Below are 19,783 nucleotides of genomic sequence, written 5' to 3'. Positions count from 1 at the left end.
TTCAGCCTCCGCTGACAGGGGGAATGAATGCACACTCGTCACCTGATTGAATTACATCATCCAGCAAGGCGTACTCTTCATTCACCGCTACTTGAATGTCATCTTTTCCAAATCCAGGATACGTTTCTTCTGCCCAATCTAGCAGTTCCTGAACCGTCATAGTGTCCCGCTCCAACGTCTCTTGTCCTTTACCAGCGAGTTCTCTAAGTCTTGCAAAGTAATTAACACGGATCATATGGATTCCTCTCCCTTAGAAGGATATTTTTTCTGAGCGCCTAACCACTCTTCGCCATCTTCCCAAATTTCTTTCTTCCAGATTGGCACCACTTCTTTGATGCGTTCAATCGCATATTCGTTCGCTTCATACGCTGCTTTACGATGTGAAGAAGAAACAGCAATGACGACTGCGATATCTGAAATATGCAGTTCACCAATGCGATGCGCAATCGCGACTTTAACGCCTGGCCATTTAGCTTCCATTTCAGCACCGATTTCCGCTAGTTTTTTCTCAGCCATTGGCACATACGCTTCGTACGCTAAATACACAGTTCGTACGCCATGCGTCCACTCACGGACATGACCTGTAAACAGCGTCACCGCGCCGGCCCCTGCGTGTAGTACATAATCTGCATATTGTTGTGGATTAATAGGTGACTCAATTACTTCAAATGGTTTCATTGTGCTCCTCCTCTTTCAGCCAATCCGCAAACCACCTGTCGAGTTGTATCGCATCGCTGCGATTCTCGATGACAGGCCAGTCATTACAGGCAATCTTGCCAATTACCAGCTGAATTCCATCGAGTTCTTTCAATGTTTCCCAGTCGTCCTCACTTCGCACGAGGATGACCTTCTTTCCTGGTTCACTTTTATATCCTTCAATCAATAGCACATCTGGGGAATTGCCTGAAGCCAGCTCTTTTAACGTCTTAAACGGGGGCTCGTCATTCAACAACAGCTGAGCCTGTCCACCGCCTGCAACGAGAGTGGCATCGGCACTTTTTTTAAAAAAACGGCTAGTATCGGTGTTTTCAGAAGATAGCTCAATTCCTCCTCCATGTCCATGATGCTTCAGCACAGAAACGGTCATACATTGGGACTTCACAATACCGATCCAGCGTTCCAGCAATGTCGTTTTCCCGCTATTTTTATATCCCACGATGTGAAGAGTTTTCAAAGCACCCAGTCCTTTGCACCTTGTTCTGAACCGATGAGTAACAAGTCAACCTCATCTCCTGCAGAATAGCCGCGAGTACCGCTTGGCAGTACAATCAGGCAATTCCCTCTTGCGATCGATGACACTGCGTTCGATTTGTTAAAACCTGCAGGTGCTGCCGCCAAGCCGTTCTCTGTCAACTTCCACACCGCGCGGACAAATCGAGTAAACGGATTGGGTTTCGTAAAGTCTTCGGCCAAATAGGCTTTTAGATGGGGTAAATAGGGTGCTCTGTTTCCCATCATTGCGAGTAAAGCAGGCCGGGCAAATAATTCAAACCCAGTAAAGCAGGCTGAAGGGTTCCCTGAAAGCCCAAACAAGAACTTGTCCCCGAGTACCGCAACAGTTGTTACACTTCCAGGACGCATCGCTACTTTGTTAAATAATACAGTTGCACCTAGGCGTTCATAAATAGTCGGTAAATAATCATAGTCGCCAACAGAAACACCGCCTGTTGTAATAAGCGCATCCGTTTCTTCCAATGCACGCTCCACCAATTTCGTACATGCATCCAAATCATCTTTGGTTGTTCCGTATTCTTTAAAAGGAACACCAGCACGAGTTAATTGCGCTTTCACCATAGGACCGTTGGAATTCCGGATTTTCCCCGGTACCAATTCATCCGTAACCTCAAGCAATTCAGTTCCGGTCGATAAAACCCCGACAACGGGCTGCTGGTAAACAGAGACTTCTGCATATCCGAACGTAGCTAACAATGCGATTGTTCCAGCATGGATAAGAGTCCCTTCGACAATTAGTACATCTCCCTCTGCAGCATCTTCACCTTTGAATGAAATATTTTCTCCAGTTTCAAAAGGTTTCCGCACAGTAAATCCACTTTCTGTTTCCACAGTTTGTTCAAACATTACAACAGCGTCAGCGCCTGTCGGTATCTGAGCCCCCGTCATAATTCGATATGCTTCTTTCTTTTCAACCGGCCTTTCTCCCACATATCCTGCACCGATTTCACCTATCACGGTAAACTCAAGACGATTATCACCAGACGCTCCCTTACTGTCTTCTGCACGTATCGCAAAGCCGTCATACGGAGAACGATTGAAAGGCGGAACACTGTGCCGTGCAACAATTGGTTCAGCTAAAACCCGACCTATAGACTGTTCAAGAACTATTGTTTCAGCACCTAACTTTTTAACATGGTTCATAATATGCATTACAGCATCTGCTACTGGAATTGGCTTTCTGATTTCCACTGAAAAGCACCTGCTTTCTTCTGTTATACTAAGTGTATCAGAGTTGAAAGGAATGATTCGAATGTCTGAGCTCACACACTTTAATGATCAGGGTCGCGCACGCATGGTGGACGTATCTGATAAAACGATTACTTCACGAACTGCGGTTGCAAGTACATCTATCGTTGTCAATGAAGCCATTTACCATCAAATTAAAGACGGTTCAAATAAAAAAGGCGATGTGTTCGCCGTTGCACAAGTCGCCGGCATCATGGCAGCTAAAAATACTGCGACAATCATCCCTATGTGTCATCCGCTTCCGCTGACTGGCGTCGATATTCGATTTGAGTGGAATATCGATGAATCTATTCAGCACTATGAAGTACTCATTCGTACGGAAGTTAAAACAACCGGGCTAACTGGTGTCGAAATGGAAGCACTTACGGCGGCTTCTGCAACGGCATTGACGGTTTACGATATGTGCAAAGCTTCGGGTAAAGAAATGGTTATTGGACCGACTATGCTTCAGTCAAAAACAGGCGGCAAAAACGGTGATTACACGAGGACGGATGCGTAACTTGCGTCCGTCCTTTCTCTTTTACAAATGCTTCGTCAATTCGTAATGGATATGCATCAGTTCCGGCATGACCAGCCGATCCATTGCTAGTGTCACCGCTTTAACAGAACCTGGCAGCGCAAACAATACTTTTTCCCCAACAGCACCTGCTGCGGCCCTGCTGAGTAATGCCTTCGATCCTACGTCTTCTGCATAGCTTATGTAACGGAAAAGTTCCCCAAAACCAGCCAGCTCTTTCGTGAAGAACGGCCGAATGGTTTCAATCGTGACATCGCGATAGCTGATGCCCGTTCCTCCAGTAATAATAATCGCATCGGCATCCTTCTTACCAATCCATGATTCTATGACTTTAAGAATTGCGTTTTTATCATCTGGACAAATGACGCGGGCAATCACTTCATGCCCCGCTTCTTGAATTCTTTCGCGAATGAGACGGCCGCTATTATCATCTTCCTCCGTACGAGTGTCACTCACTGTCAGTACGCAAACATTTAACTTCTCGTTTAGATTCCCAACTTCTTTATGCACGCTATTCTCCCCCTATCCAAACAACTGGTGATAGATTTTACGGCCCTTGCCAATATCCTTTAACCCATGTACAAGCATCCTGCCATTCGAGAATCCGACACATCTGTATCCTTCTGCATAAAACTCCACAAAATAAGGGTTCTGTTTCACGATTGTTCCAAGACGTTCCGCCACCCGCTGAACGTCATTTCCTGTAAGCTCCCGCTCAGCAGCTGGAATGATTTGAACGGTTTCTCTCCCGCACAACACAGCGTAATTTGTTCCTGACTCCATGTGCAAAGATGGATAGGTAGGTGCAGTTCCACACGTCTCGCAACTGTCTTTTTTCAATCGTATAATGCCTGCTTCTACCTGGGTATTATGCCAAATATCCACATGCAGCAGCTTGGTGCGCAGCGCTTCCTTATTACCTGTCAGCCACTTGAGCGCTTCTGCGCTCTGATGTGCCGATGTCAATTGGACCGCGGGGGCGATAATACCTGCAGTGTCGCAGGTTTCATTGACCGAAGGAAGTGTTGGAAGTAAACAGCGGAAGCATGGGGTTTTACCTGGAACGAATGGAAATATACTGCTCGAGCTGCCGACACACGCTCCGTACACCCATGGAATGTCTGCTTTCCAAGCGTAGTCGTTGAGCAATAATCGTGCTTCAAAGTTATCTGTGGCATCTAGTAAAATATCAGCATCTGAAGCGTAACGCTCAAGAAGCGGTCCATCTATATGATCGAGCAAAGGAACGATTTCTACATCGCTTCGGATTGCACGTAATCTAGCTTCTGCCGCAACCACTTTAGGTATCCCCTGTATAGCATCTTGTTCTGAAAATAATTGTTGGCGCTGTAGATTGGAAGGCTCAACATAGTCTCTATCTGCAATGGTCAGTTTGCCAATCCCTGCCCGAACGAGTGTCTCCGCTATTGAGGATCCGAGCGCTCCACAACCAAGCACAAAGGCATGTGAATTTTCAAGTTTTTGTTGTCCTGTTTCCCCGATTGGCTTAAAGAGGGTTTGTCTTGAATAGCGCTGTTCCAATATAGGCACCTTCTCTTTCTTATAAAGTAAGCAAAGGACTGCCAGTCAAAATGACCGGCCGTCCCCGTGTTATGTTTGTGTTATATCACTGAATGTGCCGACATAACGGGTTACGTCGCCATCGTCATTTTTCACAGCGTTGATTGTCAATAACTCAAGGTATTCAGTACCGTCTTTCTTTTTGTTCCACATCTTTCCTTGCCAAGAGCCTTCATCTCCGATAACTCCCCACATCGTTGTGTAGAATTCTTTCGACTGCCTGCCTGAACTCAGAACACTAGGATTTTTGCCGATAATTTCGTCTTGTTCATAACCTGTCAGCTTAGTAAATGCCGGATTGACGGACAAAATCTTTCCTGACCCGTCTGTCACTAGTATTCCCTGACCTGTTGAGTCAAAAACTTCTTTAGCAAGAGATAGACGATCCATATAATAGAGCCAAATAACGAGAACTAGACTGACGAGTGAAAATTGGGCAAAGGCCATGAATCCTATAGAGTAGGATCCTGTAATCGAATGGACTGCCGATAGAAGCAATGGCGGGAAAAACCCACCAAGTCCACCCATCATGGAAACGATACCGTTCGCAGTTCCCGCTTGTTTACTGAAGTAAAATGGAACCAGCTTAAAAATGACTCCGTTTCCGATTCCAGCTGTCAAAGCAATGAGCATACTGCTAATTGTATACAGTGTAATCGAAGGTGAGAATGCCAACATAACTCCTGCGAGTGTTAGTCCAGCAAAAACACCCATTAGCAAGAACAATGGCTGGAAACGGTCCGCAAGCCATCCGCCTACTGGACGGAATAGCGTTGCTACGATGATGAAACCAGCAGTACGCATACCCGCATCAACTTTTTCGAGTTCAAAGTAGTCTACGAGAAAGTTTGGAAGAAAGATTGTAAACGCAACGAATGAACCAAAGGTAATAAAGTAAAATAATGAGAAGAACCATAGCTTTTCATTTTTATAGACACCTTTGATTTGCCCGACTAACGATGTTTTCACTTTCGGTTCATTGCGATCCCCAAGTACAAAGTTAAGTGCCGCGAATGCAAGTAACAGAATGAGGTACAACTTTACAGTTACACTCCAGCCAAATTGTGTAGCTAGAACCGGGGCAGCGAATGTTGTGACGGCTGTTCCGACATTTCCCATTCCGTATATCCCGTTAACAAGTCCGTGCTTTTCTTTCGGATAATACTTAGGCAGTGAAGTTACACCTACAGAGAATACAGCTCCTCCAATACCCAGGAACGTTCCGCCAATGACCAAGTCTGTAAACGACGATGCTGCACTTATGTAAAACACTGGAAATAGAAGTAAAATAAAACTAACTGCGAAAATGATTCTCGCACCGAATATATTAGCGTAGTAGCCTAGCGGAATTCGCAAGACCGAACCAAGAACGACTGGAACAGCGGTAATAATGGCCACGCGCGACGCTGGGATTGCCACATCTTCTCGAATGAAAGGAAGTAGCGATGAAATAAGCACCCAGACCATAAACCCAACAACTAAGTTGGCAGTTTGTAATGGCAACTGCACTTTTTTAATCATCCATATCAGTCCATTTCTATAGGGATTAATAGATTTTGTACTACTGAGCCTTCACCTGCGTTACACAATAGGTGTATACAACTTTTCAAATAACGCGTCTTGCTGTTCAATCCGCAACATCGATTCCACCATCGGGAACACAATCGATTCTTCTTTAATGAAATGTACGGTAATCGCCTCGTAAGCTTCCCCAGCGTCTTTCGCCACCGCCTCTAAATCCTCCAGAGAAAGGTCATTCAGACTGACTCTCGTATGATGAAGGAAGTGTCCAATATACGCATCAAGTTCTTCATGCTCTTCTTCCACTGCCTTGACCGGTCCCTGATCTCCGCCAATATATTGTGCCAGCTCTGGGAACAAGACGTCTTCTTCTTTCTCCGTATGGTTTTTAAACGGCTCGATAAATTCAATCAATGCTTTTCGTAACGATCCCATTGCCTCTTGGGCTTCTTCTAAAGAATAAATTTTGTTTTCGAATCCAAGTACAATCGGATGCCAATTGTCCATTAAATACGTTAAATACTGATGCTCATTTTCTAACACCTGCAACGCAGGCAAATCGAATTTGAATCGTTTAGGTTCCATTACGAAGCCTCCGTTTTCACTTGACCAGTTTAAAAATTCAAGAACTTCTTTTTCAATGCATATTCGACAAGTTCCGGTTTACTTTTCAAGTTTAGTTTCTCCATCAACTTTGCTTTGTGCGCTTCCACAGTTTTGACAGAGATGTATAGCTTTTCTGCAATTTCTTTGTTGCCGTACCCTTTTGCAACAAGAGGAAGCACTTCGATTTCTCGTTTGGATAGAATTTTGAATGGATCCGTTTCAACTTCTCCTTCGTCTTTCTTCACAAATTCACGTACGAGCGATGTCGCCATAGACGGCTGAATATAGGTACCTCCATCGTAAACCGTGCGAATCGCTGCAAACAATTCTTCATCAGGCGAATTTTTCAATACATATCCTGAGGCACCGTTTTTCAATACGTGAAACAAATACTCTTCGTCATCATACATCGTTAAAATCACAATTTTTGTATCAGGAAAGTCTTCGTTGATTTTTCCAGTAGCAATCAGACCGCTTTCACCTGGCGGCATGCTTAAATCCATTAAGAGAACATCCGGCTTATGCTTAGCAACCAAGTCATAGGCTTCCAGTCCATCCGCCGCTGTTGCTACAACTTCCATATCCCGCTGGAAATTTAAAATGTGCATGAATCCGCTTCTTACTACCGCATGATCATCCGCGATTATGATTTTCAACTTCCGTCTCCTCCTTCATTAGAGGCACGGTAAGTACAATGGTTGTTCCGTTTCCGATTTCAGATTGAACGCTCAGTGCTGCATCAACTAATTCTGCTCGTTCATTCATTCCAAATAGTCCAAGTCCTGTGCCTTTATACGTTGGTGCATTTACGTCAAATCCCACTCCTTCGTCAGAAACTATTAGTTTCAATTCTCCTGACGTCAGTGTAAGATTCACATGAATCTCTTCTATCTCTGCATACTTCAATGCGTTAAATACCGCTTCTTGACATACACGGTAGACAACGGTTTCAATCTCTCCTTCAAACCGTTTCGAACGTATGTCGCTGTTAAAATATACAAGAAGACCGTAGTTTTTTTCCACCCATTTAAAGTGGGTGCGAAACGCTGCCTCTAACCCCAAATCATCAAGTGTTGCAGGCCGTAATTGAACGGACAGATGACGGATATCATCGAGCAGTCTCATAAGTGAGCCTTCTGTCTGCTTCACTTTTTTCAGCACGTCTTCTTCCACGTTCATATACTTCAGCACGCGTAAATCTACTAACGAACTCAGCATTTCTTGGGCTACACTATCGTGAAGCTCTCTGGAAATTCGTTTACGTTCGTCTTCCTGAGCTTTAATGACTCGTTTAACAAGAGTTTTTTGGTGAAGCGTTTCTGACGTTTTAAACTGCGGAGTCAGATCACGCAGCATGAATGCGCGAATGCCCTTTTCAGAATCGATCATTTGAATACTTCCCGTGTAAGGGACCACTCCTCTTCCCGCCGTCTCTAAAAATACTTGGAAAGAAGGGATATCCAAATTAGGATTAGACATATAACAAGAAATACATGTTTGCTCTTCTTCTGTACTAGTAAACCCTTTGCACGCCATACAAATCGCTTCAGTATTACCAGCTTTCATAAGCTCACTAACTTGGGGATCGAGAATTTTTTCAGCAGCTTTGTTCATCGACAGTACGCTATCGTCACTGTTGAAGAAAAATATAGCTTCTGTGGAATTATCATAGAGCTGCATTAACAAATTACTCATACCACTTTGACTAATCCCATTCAATTCCCGGTCAACTCCTCACTGTAATAAGGTCCGAATGTTGGTGCTACTAGCGATTTCAACAATTTGAACTTCTCTTCTGACATACAGCCTTTACTGCGGCAGCCTGCAATCACAATTCCTTTCACCCGATTGTATTTAAATAGTGGGACAGCAGCGAAACTTTCAAGCTGCTCCGCCAAAATAATCGGATAATTATATAAGTTATCTTTTTCACAATACTCATGAGCGACCGGAGCAAAAATTGGTTTACCGGTCTTAAATACAATTCCCGCTACTCCCTTACCGGATTGTAAGACAATCCGCTTGAAGCGTTGGCTGATATTTCCTGATGCGTATTCCCAACGAATTTGGAAATGACGATCTTCTGATTGTACAAGTGCAAGTGCAACGAAATCACACTGCATCTGATTTCTAATTTGTTCAACTTGTTGTTGATAATTGAATGCTACGTGGCTTTCCATGAGTCTTCCTCCCTCTAACTAGAGAAAGGTTTCATCACGCCTCTCTCAATTCCTGTTGTGCTTTCTGTACAGAATATAACTTCTGCCAACGTAATTCAACGGAACACTCCACACATGCACAAGGCGAGTGAACGGCCACATCGCAAAAATAAGGAATCCCGTTAAAATATGCAGCTTGAACGCAATCGGAACCGATGCCATAAACTCAGCTTGCGGCTGTAAAATGAGCAACGAACGGAACCAAATAGAAATTGTAGAACGATAGTCAAAACCTGGCGTTGTCGTATTCGTTATAAGTGAGCTGTAAACACCGATGAATACGATGAATAATAAGAATGAGTTGACGATTAAGTCTGAAGCTGATGACAAGTGGCGCACATTGCTGTTGGTGAACCGGCGACTTGTCAAAATGATCATACCGACAAGCGTCACAACTCCAAAGAAACCGCCGCCCCACACTGCACCTATGTGATACATATGATCACTGACTCCCATTGCGCGTGTCCATTCCTTTGGAATTCCGAGCCCTGCTACGTGACCGAGAATTACTGGAAATATTCCAATATGGAAGAGCAAACTACCAATCATCAATTGCTTTTTCTCGATGAATTCACTGGACTTTGCTGTCCATCCGAATTGATCATGTCGATAACGGAAAATGTGGCCTACAATGAAAACCACTATACAAAGGTAAGGGAATATTACCCATAAAAATTGACTAGTCATTGGCTGGAACCTCCCGACGGATGCACGCTTTAAATTCCTCTCTCATCCCTTTCACAAGCGAATGATAAGGGCTGTTATACTTCTCCAACGCTTTCATTAAATGATAGGATCCATCTTCCAACACAGCAAGCAACATCGAAAAACTTTGCTGTGCCCGAGGATCCCCTTTCCAATCGCAAATATATATGAACTCACACATGAGCGGAAGTAAATCTGATAGTTCACTATCCGACATATTAAAGCCAAACATTTCGTACAGTACTTTTAGCCTGGCAAGCATTTGTCCACGCTCTTTAGAGTCACCATATTTAACATACGTCATGAACAATGTCGCATCGCTTTGAAAATCGAGCGTATATGTGTATAACTCTTGGATGTCATCGAGACTGTACGTTTGCATCGTCTCCCAATACTTTTTCACATCAGCGTAAGAAGGGTCGGACTCTCTTAGCGACCCTTCAAACACATTTGGATGGAACGTATCTTTTTCCGGATAAGACAATTGCTTTGCAAAAAAACCAAAGACTTGTTTTTTGTCATACAGAAGGTCTAAATCAATCACGCCAGATCCCCCCATAGAAGTTCTCTTCGTAAATTTCTTTACCTGTCTTCATCGGGGCACCTTCCGCTGGTCCGCATCCATCACAGCTCCCATTTGAGCCCATAACGGAATAGCTATATTTATTATCCGGCTGGGGTGCTGCTTCTCCATACGTTCCCATGCCCGTATAACCTGCGGAACCTTGTGAACGATAAACGTTCATCTGTCCTTCAGCATGGCTGGTTGGAATAACGAAACGGTCTTCATATTTTGCGATTGCAAGCAGTCGGTACATCTTCTTCGTTGTAGAGGCTGTTAATCCGACTCGCTCTAACTTCGATTCGTCAAATTCCTTACCTGAAGATTGTGCCCTCATGAAGGAACGCATCATCGCCATCCGCTGCAGTGAGCCTTTTACAGTTTCTGTATCACCTGCAGTCAGCATGTTTGCCAGATATTCAATCGGAATCCGCATCTCTTCAATAGCAGGGAAGATCATGTCTGGATTTTTGATGGAATCTTTTCCTTCAAAGTAGTTCATGATTGGACTAAGCGGCGGAACGTACCAAACCATCGGTAAAGTTCGATATTCTGGATGTAATGGAAATGCGAGCTTATACTCGATAGCCAATTTATACACCGGTGAGTTTTGAGCTGCTTCAATCCATGCTTCTGATATACCATCTTTTCGTGCTTGCTCCTGAACTTCAGGATCGTTCGGATCAAGGAATAAATCACACTGTGCTTTATACAAATCTTTTGGATCAGGAGTTGCAGCTGCTTCTAATACGCGATCCGCATCATATAAAAGGACGCCCAAATAGCGAATTCTTCCTGTACATGTTTCTGAACAAACTGTCGGTAACCCTGATTCGATTCTCGGGAAACAGAATGTGCATTTCTCGGCTTTGTTTGTTTTCCAGTTGAAGTACACTTTTTTGTAAGGACAGCCCGTCATACAATAACGCCAGCCGCGACAAGCCTCTTGGTCAACGAGAACGATACCGTCTTCATCTCGCTTATACATTGCACCTGAAGGACAAGACGCAACACAGCTTGGATTTAAACAGTGCTCACAGAGTCGCGGCAAGTACATCATAAAAGCATTTTCAAAGTTGAATTTGATCTCTTCTTCAATCTTTTTGATATTCGGATCTTCTGGACCCGTCACGTGGGCGCCTGCTAGTTGGTCTTCCCAGTTAGGGCCCCACTCTAGATCCATATAGTCGCCAGTGACAACGGATTTCGCACGCGCTACAGGTGTATGCTTACTGTCGGGTGCTGTCGTTAGTTTTTCGTAATCATAAGTCCATGGCTCATAGTAATCTTTCATTTCCGGCATATCCGGGTTGTAAAAAATCTTTCCAAGGGCGATTTTAGATAACTTAGAACCTGACTTTAATTCTAACTTCCCTTTTCGCAAATTCCATCCGCCCTTGTAGATCTCCTGGTCTTCCCATCGTTTCGGATAGCCGATACCTGGTTTAGTTTCTACGTTGTTGAACCACATATATTCTGCACCTTCACGGTTCGTCCATGTCGTTTTACATGTCACACTGCACGTATGGCATCCGATACATTTGTCCAAATTCATCACCATTGCAATTTGCGCTTTAATCTTCAAGCCAGTTAACCTCCTTCATTTTTCTAACAGCTACGTATTCGTCCCGTTGGTTTCCTATAGGTCCATAATAATTGAATCCATAACTGAGCTGAGCATAGCCGCCAACCATTTGCGTTGGCTTCATGTGAATACGGGTAGGAGCATTGTGACTGCCTCCCCGTTCTTCAGTAATTTCAGAACCTGGTACTTGAATGTGCTTATCTTGCGCGTGATACATATACATCGTACCTTTAGGAATTCTGTGACTGACGACGGCACGTGCCGTAACAACTCCGTTTCGGTTGTAAACTTCCAACCAAGCGTTATCGTCAATATCATGTGCAATCGCATCTACGTCGGATATCCAAACAGTCGGACCTCCGCGGAATAGCGTCAGCATATGCTGGTTGTCTTGATATGTCGTGTGGATATTCCACTTGCCATGCGGCGTTAAGTACCGAAGTACGAGTGAATCTTCTGATCCAGCTACTGGTGTATCGTGAGGTCCGAGAACAAGCGGCGGTAATGTCGGCTTGTAAACTGGCAGCGCCTCTCCAAAGTCTAAGAACATTTCGTGATCCAAGTAAAAATGCTGTCTTCCCGTCAAGGTGCGGAACGGAACCATTCGTTCAATATTCGTAGTGAATGGTGAGTATCTGCGGCCTAACTTGTTAGAACCACTAAAGACTGGCGTCGGAATAACTTCCCGCGGTTGAGCGGTAATCTGTGCAAACGTAAATCTTTCTGCTGCACGGTCTGCCGAAATATCTTTCAGCTCAACACCTGTAGTTTCTTCAGCTGATACAAATGCTTTTTGGGAAACGCGTCCATTCGTTGCAGATGACAGTGTCAACATGGCTTCAGCAGCATGCTTTGCTGTGTTGAGCTTTGGTAAGCCATCTTTAATGCTATCGTCTTCATACACGCCATTAATACCCTTCATCATTTCGTACTCTTCTGCAACGGAGAAGCTAACACCGTGCGCGCCAACTTTTCCTGTTGAAAGAAGTGGTCCGAGTGTAATGTATTTGTTGTAGATTTGTGTATAATCTCGTTCAACAATTGTCATACCTGGCATTGTTTTGCCTGGAATCGCTTCGACTTCGCCTTTCTTCCAATCACGGATTTCGCCATGCGGTTGTGCAATCTCTTGAACCGAGTCATGGGCAAGTGGAGACGTCACCAAGTCTTTATAGACACCTGGTAAATGCGTTTCCGCCATTTTCGAGAACGTTTCTGCAATCGCACGGAAGATGTCCCAATCCGACTTAGATTCCCAAAGCGGATCGACTGCTGGGTTGAATGGATGTACGAATGGGTGCATATCCGTAGATGACAAATCAACTTTTTCATACCATGTAGCTGCTGGCAACACGATATCCGCGTATAACGGTGTCGTTGTCATTCTGAAATCGAGTGCAACAAGTAAGTCTAACTTTCCTTCCACCTCATCGCGCCAAACAACCTCTTCCGGCTTCATACGCTCATTCGGTTTAGCAAGCAGGCCATCTGACGCACCAAATAAATGCTTCATGAAATACTCTTGACCTTTTGCTGAACTGGATACTAGGTTTGAACGCCATACGAATAGAGTTCTAGGGAAGTTCTCAGGTGCGTCCGGATCTTCAATTGCAAAATCCATTTTTCCGGATACGAGCTGATCTTTTACATACTCCACAATTTCAGGTGTCGTTGTTTTACCTTCTTTAGATGCTTCTTCTGTTATCTGCAAACTATTTCTATTAAATTGCGGATACGAAGGAAGCCATCCAAGTCGTCCAGCGAGCACGTTGTAATCCGCAGGGTGCTCATAGCGTGCTTTTCCGCCAAGCGGCGACATCAGCGACTGTGTTCCTGACTCTTCGTACTTCCATTGGTTAGTTGCGAAGTAGAAGAAAGAAGTAGCGTTTTGTAAACGTGGCGGTGCTTGCCAATCTCGTGCAAAGGCAATCGTACTCCATCCCTCAATTGGACGACATTTCTCTTGACCAACGTAATGCGCCCAACCGCCGCCGTTCACGCCTTGTGAAGCCGTTAATGTGACTAAGTTCAAAATCGCACGATAAATCGTGTCACTGTTAAACCAGTGGTTAATGCCGGCACCCATAATAATCATTGAGCGGCCGCCCGTATCAATGGCATTTTGAGCAAACTCATGAGCGATCTGTATGACTAGTTCAGGTTTCACACTTGTGATTTTCTCTTGCCATCCTGGCGTATAAATGGACTCTTTATCAAAGTAGTCTTTCGCTTCTAACTCATGATCGATGCGACGGACACCGTATTGACTAAGCATGACGTCATACACTGTCGCTACACGGCGAGTTGTTCCGTCAGCGAGTGTCAGCTCTTTTGAAGGAATCGGGCGGGTAAAGACTCCGTTCGATAAGTTATCAAAGAATGGGAAATGGATTTCATTCCACTCTGCTCCGTGGTCTGCCATTGACATCGCGGGTTCGGTGCGTGTTCCATCCTCTTTATCAAGTAACAGATTCCATTTCACATCATCTTCCCAACGCTGACCCATCGTGCCGTTTGGAACTATAATTTCATTCGTGCTTTCATCCAAAATAACCGGTTTCCATTCCGCATGCTGTGATTCTTGCCCGATATCACTCGCCCGCAAGAAACGACCTGCTTTATAAGCTCCTTCGTGTTCATCTAATAGAAGAAGGAAAGGCATATCCGTATATTGTTTTGCGTAATTCAAGAACATCGGTTCTTTTCGTTTCTCATAAAACTCATCTAAGATTACGTGTGTCATCGCTTGTGCTACTGCTGCGTCACTACCAGGATTCGCCGCAATCCAGTCATCTGCGTGTGTTACGCTTTCTGCATAATCCGGTGCAACAGAAACAACTTTTGTTCCTTTGTAGCGGACTTCGGTCATAAAGTGAGCATCTGGTGTGCGAGTAAGAGGAACGTTTGATCCCCACATGATAATGTATCCTGCGTTAAACCAGTCACTCGACTCGGGTACGTCCGTTTGCTCTCCCCATATTTGTGGAGAAGATGGTGGTAAATCGGCATACCAGTCATAGAAACTGAGCATTTCCCCACCGATAAGCGAAGTGAATCGAGCTCCTGAGGCATAGCTGACCATTGACATCGCTGGAATTGGAGTGAAGCTGGCAATTCGGTCAGGACCATGCTTTTTAATTGTATAAATTAGCTGAGCGGAAATAAGCATCGTGGCATCACGCCAATGAATTCGAACGTGTCCGCCTTTACCGCGGGCTTTCTTGTATTCTGTGGACTTTTCTGGATCTTCCACAATACTTGCCCATGCTTTGACAGGATCCTTGTGTGTTTCAAGCGCCTGTCCCCACATACGCCACAACTTTCCTCGTATGTATGGATATTTAATACGCAGCGGGCTGTACTCATACCAGGAGAATGAGGCACCGCGCGGACAACCGCGTGGTTCAAATTCTGGCATCTCTGGGCCACAAGAAGGGTAGTCAATTTGCTGGTTTTCCCAAGTGATAATTCCGTTCTTGACGAATACCTTCCAACTGCAAGAGCCTGTGCAGTTCACTCCATGGGTTGTACGAACAACCTTATCGTGCGACCAGCGTTGTCGATACATATTTTCCCAATCGCGGTTCTTTTCTTCGAGCGCGGACCAATTCCCTGAATACTTCTCCACAGGTTTAAAGTAATTCAAATTGAACTTTGTTTTCTTCATTGAATTTCATGCTCCCTTCTAATGGCTAACAGGACGTGCAGTGATGCTCCATTTTAAAATTCATCTATATCTACATACTATAATCTATTCTGAATATTTTCTATTAGGGGTTTCCCTATTACTAAATTCAGTTCTTTTTTCTCAGCTGAAAATTGATAAAAAGTATCAGTTTATTTCTACTACTCAAAGGGAATGAGTGGACTTCGGTTACAGAACGGCACATGCTTACTTTAAATAATTCACTTGTCAAATTGACTGTTCTGAGTTTTTTAATACTGTTTCAAGTTGATTATACCGTTGTTGCCTAGGCAGATATATGAGGGATAGTCCTATTTCAAACTTCAATTTCGTTAGTGATTTTTCGAGGAATAAGGGAAGTGGAGAATGGACTCGTGCTTTTCAAATGGTACGTTCCAATCTACTTTCTTCTTCAATAAATTCAGTCATAAAAAAGCCGAGTAATCAGCAAATCGCTGATTACTCGGCTTTCTCTCTACTTATAGATCATCAAATCCGTTTAAATCACTTGTTTTAACATACTGACGGGATGTTTGCTCAAAGAAATCGGTCTTCGTACCATCAAAGTTATCTGTATAAGCACGAATCCACTTCATGGGATTATCAATGAATTCAGGATAGATCTCACTTAGTCCGAGCATACGCAGCATTTTGTTTGCGCGATATTTTACATAGCCATCCATTTCATCTAGGTCTATACCCTCGATGTCAGCCAGTACATAACGGCTCCAAATAGTTTCCTGCTCAACAGAATGATGGAACTGGTCGTAAATCCATTCCGTGAACTCTTCTGTATTATACTCAGGGTTTTCCGCAAGTGCCGCGCGGAAAATATCACTGATTGCTTTTCCATGTTGCAGCTCGTCTCGGTTAATGTAGGAAATCATGGTTGACGTACCTACCATTTTTTGGTGACGTGCCATGTTATAAAAGAAAGCAAATCCACTATAGAAAAATAGTCCTTCCAGCAATGTTGTATACACCATTGCTTTCAATACAGTTTCGATTGTGGGATTGGTTGCAAATTCGTTATAAATTTCAACGATACGTTCGTTTCGCTTCATTAGTACTTCATCCGTACGTCCCATTTCAAACGATGCTACTTGCTTATCATATGTTGTTACAGACGATAAGACGTATGCATAACTATGGTTATGTTCGCTTTCCTGATCTGCAATTGTAGCCATAATCGATTTTACAGATGGGTCTGTCGCAAAATCTGCAATCTTCATAGCGATTACTGTTTGTGGGCCATCTAAAGTAGCTAGCAAACCGATAATCTTCAAGAAAGCATCTTGCTCTGCTTTTGAAAGATTCGCGAATTGCTTCACGTCTTGTGTCATATCCACTTCGTTTGCTGTCCAGAACAATGAACGAATTCGTTGACGTAATGTATAGAAATGGGGGTGCGCTAAGTTATTCCAGTTCAGAATACCGCTGGCTTCTCCGCCAAAAATCGCAGTTGCTTTGTTCGGATTTGCTGGATTCAGTACGTTAACTCTTGTAAGTGTCTCCAATGCTCTAGCACTCCTTCTGCCCAATTTGTAACACGGACTTCTTGTGCACCGCGTGGGCTTTGTTCTATTTTCAGCGGATCAAACGCTGAATTATAAAAACGAGCTAACTTTACGGCTGCGTTACAAAATAGATCATCGCCGCCGAATTGAGTATCTCCCGTTCCAAATACGTATACATGATCTGGTTTTGCGCCTACGTCCAGCACAAAGTCTTTTACTTCATCTGGCGTAGAGCCTTTGTCCCACGTAAATGAACCGACAATCAGAGCGTCAAAATCCCGATAGTCTGGAACAGGGCCCGTACCAATACGGTGCATCTGAACAGATGCACCGCCTGTCGTTAGCGTCTTCCCAATCATTTCCGCAGTTTCTTCTGTATTGCCACTCCAAGAAGCATAGGCAATTAAGAATGACACCATTCGCACTCCTCGATTTCTGAAGCTGTCGAGCGTGTATAATACGTTGTTTTCATCCCGGATTTCCATGCTTGCAGATGAAGCTGGAGTAATACAGAAGCACGGATATTATTCGGTACATAGAAGTTGAATGAGATCGACTGATCGATGTGACGCTGACGTGCAGCATTTTGTTTGATGGACCAGCGTTGGTCAACAATGTATGCAGAACGACGGTATACATCGTACGTATTGTGATTCAAATCCGGTGCAATAACTGGCAATTTATAGTCTTTTTTCTCTTCATGGTAAAACGGCTTGAACACAGGGTCGATCGATGCTGTAGAACCTGCAATAACTGACGTTGAACTATTGGGGGCAACCGCCATGAGATATCCGTTACGGATTCCTTTTTCAGCTACGTCTTTACGAAGCTCGTTCCACTCAGCTGTCGAATAGTCACGCTTGTCGAAGTAAGCGCCCGTTTCCCAATCAGATCCTTCAAATAGTGGATATGCGCCTTTCTCAGCTGCGATTTCCATTGAGGACTGGATTGTCAGGAATGCGATTTTCTCATATAGATCATCTGCAAATTCAACGGCTTCTTCTGACTCCCACTGAATTCCTTGAAGTGCAAGGAGATGATGCCATCCGAATGTTCCGAGTCCAATTCCACGATACCGGCTATTCGTACGCTGCGCTTGGACGACTGGAATTTTGTTCAAGTCGATTACGTTATCAAGCATACGCACCTGTATCGGAATCAGGCGCTCCAACACACCTGCCGGCACTGCCTTCCCTAAGTTTACAGATGACAAGTTACAGACAACAAAGTCGCCCGGTTTAGAACGAGTTACTACGATATCATCTTCCAATGTGACCGATTCAAATTCAGTAGCACTCATATTTTGCATGATTTCAGAACATAAGTTACTTGAGTAAACAAGACCAGCGTGCTTATTAGGGTTTGCTCGGTTCACTTCATCACGGTAAAACATATAAGGCGTTCCTGTTTCTAGCTGACTGCGCATAATACGTTTCATGATTTCAATTGCCGGTACTGTGTCTTTTGAAATTTCAGGGTGGTTCACGCAGGCTTCGTAACGCTCACGGAATGTGCCTGCTCCTTTTGTTTCATCATAAGAGTCTTCAAGTGAATAGCCCATTACCGTACGTACTTCGTGAGGGTCAAATAAATGCCAGTCTGCACGAGCATCCACAGCTTCCATAAATAAGTCTGGTAAACAAACACCTGTGAAAATATCATGCGCGCGAAGACGCTCATCTCCGTTATTTAATTTAAGATCCAGGAACGTATTGATATCTTTATGCCACACATCCAAATAGACAGCGACAGCACCTTGACGCTGTCCAAGCTGGTCAACGCTTACTGCTGTGTTATTCAGTTGTTTAATCCATGGGAGGACACCGCTTGAAGCCCCTTTAAATCCACGGATAGACGAACCTCGTGAACGGACTTTCCCCATGTACACACCAATTCCTCCGCCGTATTTCGACAAGTTCGCAATATCTGTATTGCTGTTGTAAATACCTGTAAGAGAATCATCGACTGTATCGATGAAACAGCTAGAAAGCTGTCCGTGAGGTTTTCCAGCATTCGACAGTGTTGGTGTCGCAACCGTCATATACAAGTTACTCATTGCCCAGTAAGCTTCTGCGATTTTACCTATACGATCCTCTTTCTCATTCTGCATAAGTGTCATCGCAATAACGAGCCAGCGTTCCTGAGGCAACTCTACAGATACTTTAGAGTAATTCACAGCTGCGTAGCGATCGATAAGTGTTTTCAATCCAATATACGTAAAAAGCTTGTCACGTTCCGGTTGAATGAGTCCGCCAATTGCTGTCAGTTCGCCTTTCGTATAGTTTTTCGTCAATTCTTCTGTATAAAGTCCTTGCTCTACAAGGGACGCGACGTGACCCGCGAAATCCGTGTACACAGCAACTCCACGATGCTGTTGCTGATCTGCATACAGTTTTTGCAAGTAGAGTCGTGCAGCAACAAATGTCCAATAGCTAGCAGCCTCGTCAATATAGCTAAGCGATTCTAGGATCATTGCATTGGTCCATTCAGAAAGTGCACCTTCAGGATGCTTAGCCAGCCATTTATTACTCGCTTCAGTTAGTGGAGCCGTTCGTTCCAGACCAAATTCCTCCTGCAAAGTTTCAAGTACGCGTGTTGTATTATTCGTTTCACGAGTTAGTGTCATATCGACTGTCCCCTTCCATTTATTCTCAGTATCGTGCAATTAAAAAAGAGCTGAAGAACTGCACATTGTGTCAGTTTCTTGCGAAAGCCTATATGGCGGCATTTCGACATCAGCACTATATATAGTGTGTTATGTACTTATCTACCCTAACATCTTGTGTCAAAACAGTAAATAGGCA

The 19,783-nt window shown here is 44.1% G+C and carries 19 protein-coding genes; 1 reads left to right on the top strand and 18 read right to left on the bottom strand.

The window, feature by feature from the left end; genetic code table 11:
- Window position 1: 1 nt before the first annotated feature.
- Genes moaD through QT716_RS00560 form a run of 4 tightly spaced genes read right to left on the bottom strand, consistent with a single transcriptional unit; the run spans window position 2 to window position 2,424 of the window.
- Window positions 2–235 carry a molybdopterin converting factor subunit 1 gene (gene moaD / locus QT716_RS00575; protein WP_317933723.1) on the bottom strand — a complete coding sequence of 78 codons (234 nt, stop codon included), beginning with the start codon at window positions 233–235 and terminating at the stop codon, window positions 2–4.
- On the bottom strand, window positions 232–678 hold the full coding sequence (locus tag QT716_RS00570; RefSeq protein ID WP_317933722.1) for a molybdenum cofactor biosynthesis protein MoaE: 447 nt from the start codon (window positions 676–678) through the stop codon (window positions 232–234). Before QT716_RS00570 ends, moaD begins: the two co-directional genes overlap by 4 nt.
- Entirely contained in the window at window positions 665–1,156 is a 492-nt protein-coding gene (mobB, locus tag QT716_RS00565; RefSeq protein WP_317933721.1) for a molybdopterin-guanine dinucleotide biosynthesis protein B, read from the bottom strand. The genes QT716_RS00570 and mobB overlap by 14 nt, the downstream gene beginning before the upstream one ends.
- 14 nt (window positions 1,157–1,170) lie before the next feature.
- On the bottom strand, window positions 1,171–2,424 hold the full coding sequence (locus QT716_RS00560) for a molybdopterin molybdotransferase MoeA (RefSeq protein ID WP_317933720.1): 1,254 nt from the start codon (window positions 2,422–2,424) through the stop codon (window positions 1,171–1,173).
- Window positions 2,425–2,485: 61 nt separating this feature from the next.
- Here QT716_RS00560 and moaC point away from each other — a divergent pair, with 61 nt between their 5' ends.
- Entirely contained in the window at window positions 2,486–2,980 is a 495-nt protein-coding gene (moaC, locus tag QT716_RS00555) for a cyclic pyranopterin monophosphate synthase MoaC (RefSeq protein WP_317933719.1), read from the top strand.
- A gap of 21 nt (window positions 2,981–3,001) precedes the next feature.
- Here the strand turns inward: moaC and QT716_RS00550 are convergent, their stop codons facing one another.
- The 14 genes from QT716_RS00550 to QT716_RS00485 form a co-directional block, all read right to left on the bottom strand.
- A complete protein-coding gene (locus tag QT716_RS00550; RefSeq protein WP_317933718.1) occupies window positions 3,002–3,508 on the bottom strand; it encodes a MogA/MoaB family molybdenum cofactor biosynthesis protein in 507 nt (168 codons plus the stop codon).
- A gap of 12 nt (window positions 3,509–3,520) precedes the next feature.
- The gene (locus tag QT716_RS00545; RefSeq protein ID WP_317934223.1) at window positions 3,521–4,540 is read right to left on the bottom strand and encodes a ThiF family adenylyltransferase; all 1,020 of its coding nucleotides are present in this window, start codon (window positions 4,538–4,540) and stop codon (window positions 3,521–3,523) included.
- A gap of 69 nt (window positions 4,541–4,609) precedes the next feature.
- Window positions 4,610–6,100 carry a nitrate/nitrite transporter gene (locus QT716_RS00540; protein WP_317933717.1) on the bottom strand — a complete coding sequence of 497 codons (1,491 nt, stop codon included), beginning with the start codon at window positions 6,098–6,100 and terminating at the stop codon, window positions 4,610–4,612.
- A gap of 60 nt (window positions 6,101–6,160) precedes the next feature.
- Window positions 6,161–6,685: a hemerythrin domain-containing protein gene (locus QT716_RS00535; RefSeq protein WP_317933716.1), complete on the bottom strand. Its 525-nt coding sequence runs from the start codon at window positions 6,683–6,685 to the stop codon at window positions 6,161–6,163.
- A gap of 29 nt (window positions 6,686–6,714) precedes the next feature.
- Window positions 6,715–7,362 carry a response regulator transcription factor gene (locus QT716_RS00530; RefSeq protein WP_317933715.1) on the bottom strand — a complete coding sequence of 216 codons (648 nt, stop codon included), beginning with the start codon at window positions 7,360–7,362 and terminating at the stop codon, window positions 6,715–6,717.
- Window positions 7,340–8,401, bottom strand: a complete 1,062-nt coding sequence (locus QT716_RS00525) for a sensor histidine kinase (RefSeq protein ID WP_317933714.1) — start codon at window positions 8,399–8,401, stop codon at window positions 7,340–7,342. The genes QT716_RS00530 and QT716_RS00525 overlap by 23 nt, the downstream gene beginning before the upstream one ends.
- A gap of 20 nt (window positions 8,402–8,421) precedes the next feature.
- Window positions 8,422–8,886 (bottom strand): GAF domain-containing protein, encoded by a 465-nt coding sequence (locus QT716_RS00520; RefSeq protein WP_317933713.1) that lies wholly within the window; start codon window positions 8,884–8,886, stop codon window positions 8,422–8,424.
- A gap of 45 nt (window positions 8,887–8,931) precedes the next feature.
- A complete protein-coding gene (gene narI, locus QT716_RS00515; RefSeq protein ID WP_317933712.1) occupies window positions 8,932–9,612 on the bottom strand; it encodes a respiratory nitrate reductase subunit gamma in 681 nt (226 codons plus the stop codon).
- Complete coding sequence (gene narJ / locus QT716_RS00510) at window positions 9,605–10,174, bottom strand: nitrate reductase molybdenum cofactor assembly chaperone (protein WP_317933711.1); 570 nt, start codon at window positions 10,172–10,174, stop codon at window positions 9,605–9,607. The genes narI and narJ overlap by 8 nt, the downstream gene beginning before the upstream one ends.
- Complete coding sequence (gene narH, locus QT716_RS00505; RefSeq protein WP_317933710.1) at window positions 10,167–11,777, bottom strand: nitrate reductase subunit beta; 1,611 nt, start codon at window positions 11,775–11,777, stop codon at window positions 10,167–10,169. Before narH ends, narJ begins: the two co-directional genes overlap by 8 nt.
- A complete protein-coding gene (locus tag QT716_RS00500) occupies window positions 11,767–15,444 on the bottom strand; it encodes a nitrate reductase subunit alpha (RefSeq protein WP_317933709.1) in 3,678 nt (1,225 codons plus the stop codon). Before QT716_RS00500 ends, narH begins: the two co-directional genes overlap by 11 nt.
- A gap of 497 nt (window positions 15,445–15,941) precedes the next feature.
- Window positions 15,942–16,979: a ribonucleotide-diphosphate reductase subunit beta gene (locus QT716_RS00495; protein ID WP_317933708.1), complete on the bottom strand. Its 1,038-nt coding sequence runs from the start codon at window positions 16,977–16,979 to the stop codon at window positions 15,942–15,944.
- Complete coding sequence (locus QT716_RS00490; protein WP_317933707.1) at window positions 16,949–17,398, bottom strand: flavodoxin; 450 nt, start codon at window positions 17,396–17,398, stop codon at window positions 16,949–16,951. Before QT716_RS00490 ends, QT716_RS00495 begins: the two co-directional genes overlap by 31 nt.
- Window positions 17,383–19,605 carry a ribonucleoside-diphosphate reductase subunit alpha gene (locus tag QT716_RS00485; protein WP_317933706.1) on the bottom strand — a complete coding sequence of 741 codons (2,223 nt, stop codon included), beginning with the start codon at window positions 19,603–19,605 and terminating at the stop codon, window positions 17,383–17,385. Before QT716_RS00485 ends, QT716_RS00490 begins: the two co-directional genes overlap by 16 nt.
- Between the last annotated feature and the right edge of the window lie 178 nt (window positions 19,606–19,783).

The organism is Sporosarcina aquimarina (assembly GCF_033253705.1).
GTDB lineage: Bacteria > Bacillota > Bacilli > Bacillales_A > Planococcaceae > Sporosarcina > Sporosarcina aquimarina.
This window is presented reverse-complemented; position numbering and strand designations above follow the sequence as displayed.

Coding starts and splice junctions, on each gene's coding strand:
- moaD (WP_317933723.1), bottom strand. CDS start 235: ATGATCCGTGTTAATTACTTTGCAAGACTTAGAGAACTCGCTGGTAAA.
- QT716_RS00570 (WP_317933722.1), bottom strand. CDS start 678: ATGAAACCATTTGAAGTAATTGAGTCACCTATTAATCCACAACAATAT.
- moaC (WP_317933719.1), top strand. CDS start 2,486: ATGTCTGAGCTCACACACTTTAATGATCAGGGTCGCGCACGCATGGTG.
- QT716_RS00540 (WP_317933717.1), bottom strand. CDS start 6,100: ATGATTAAAAAAGTGCAGTTGCCATTACAAACTGCCAACTTAGTTGTT.
- QT716_RS00535 (WP_317933716.1), bottom strand. CDS start 6,685: ATGGAACCTAAACGATTCAAATTCGATTTGCCTGCGTTGCAGGTGTTA.
- QT716_RS00525 (WP_317933714.1), bottom strand. CDS start 8,401: ATGAGTAATTTGTTAATGCAGCTCTATGATAATTCCACAGAAGCTATA.
- QT716_RS00520 (WP_317933713.1), bottom strand. CDS start 8,886: ATGGAAAGCCACGTAGCATTCAATTATCAACAACAAGTTGAACAAATT.
- narI (WP_317933712.1), bottom strand. CDS start 9,612: ATGACTAGTCAATTTTTATGGGTAATATTCCCTTACCTTTGTATAGTG.
- QT716_RS00500 (WP_317933709.1), bottom strand. CDS start 15,444: ATGAAGAAAACAAAGTTCAATTTGAATTACTTTAAACCTGTGGAGAAG.
- QT716_RS00490 (WP_317933707.1), bottom strand. CDS start 17,398: ATGGTGTCATTCTTAATTGCCTATGCTTCTTGGAGTGGCAATACAGAA.
- QT716_RS00485 (WP_317933706.1), bottom strand. CDS start 19,605: ATGACACTAACTCGTGAAACGAATAATACAACACGCGTACTTGAAACT.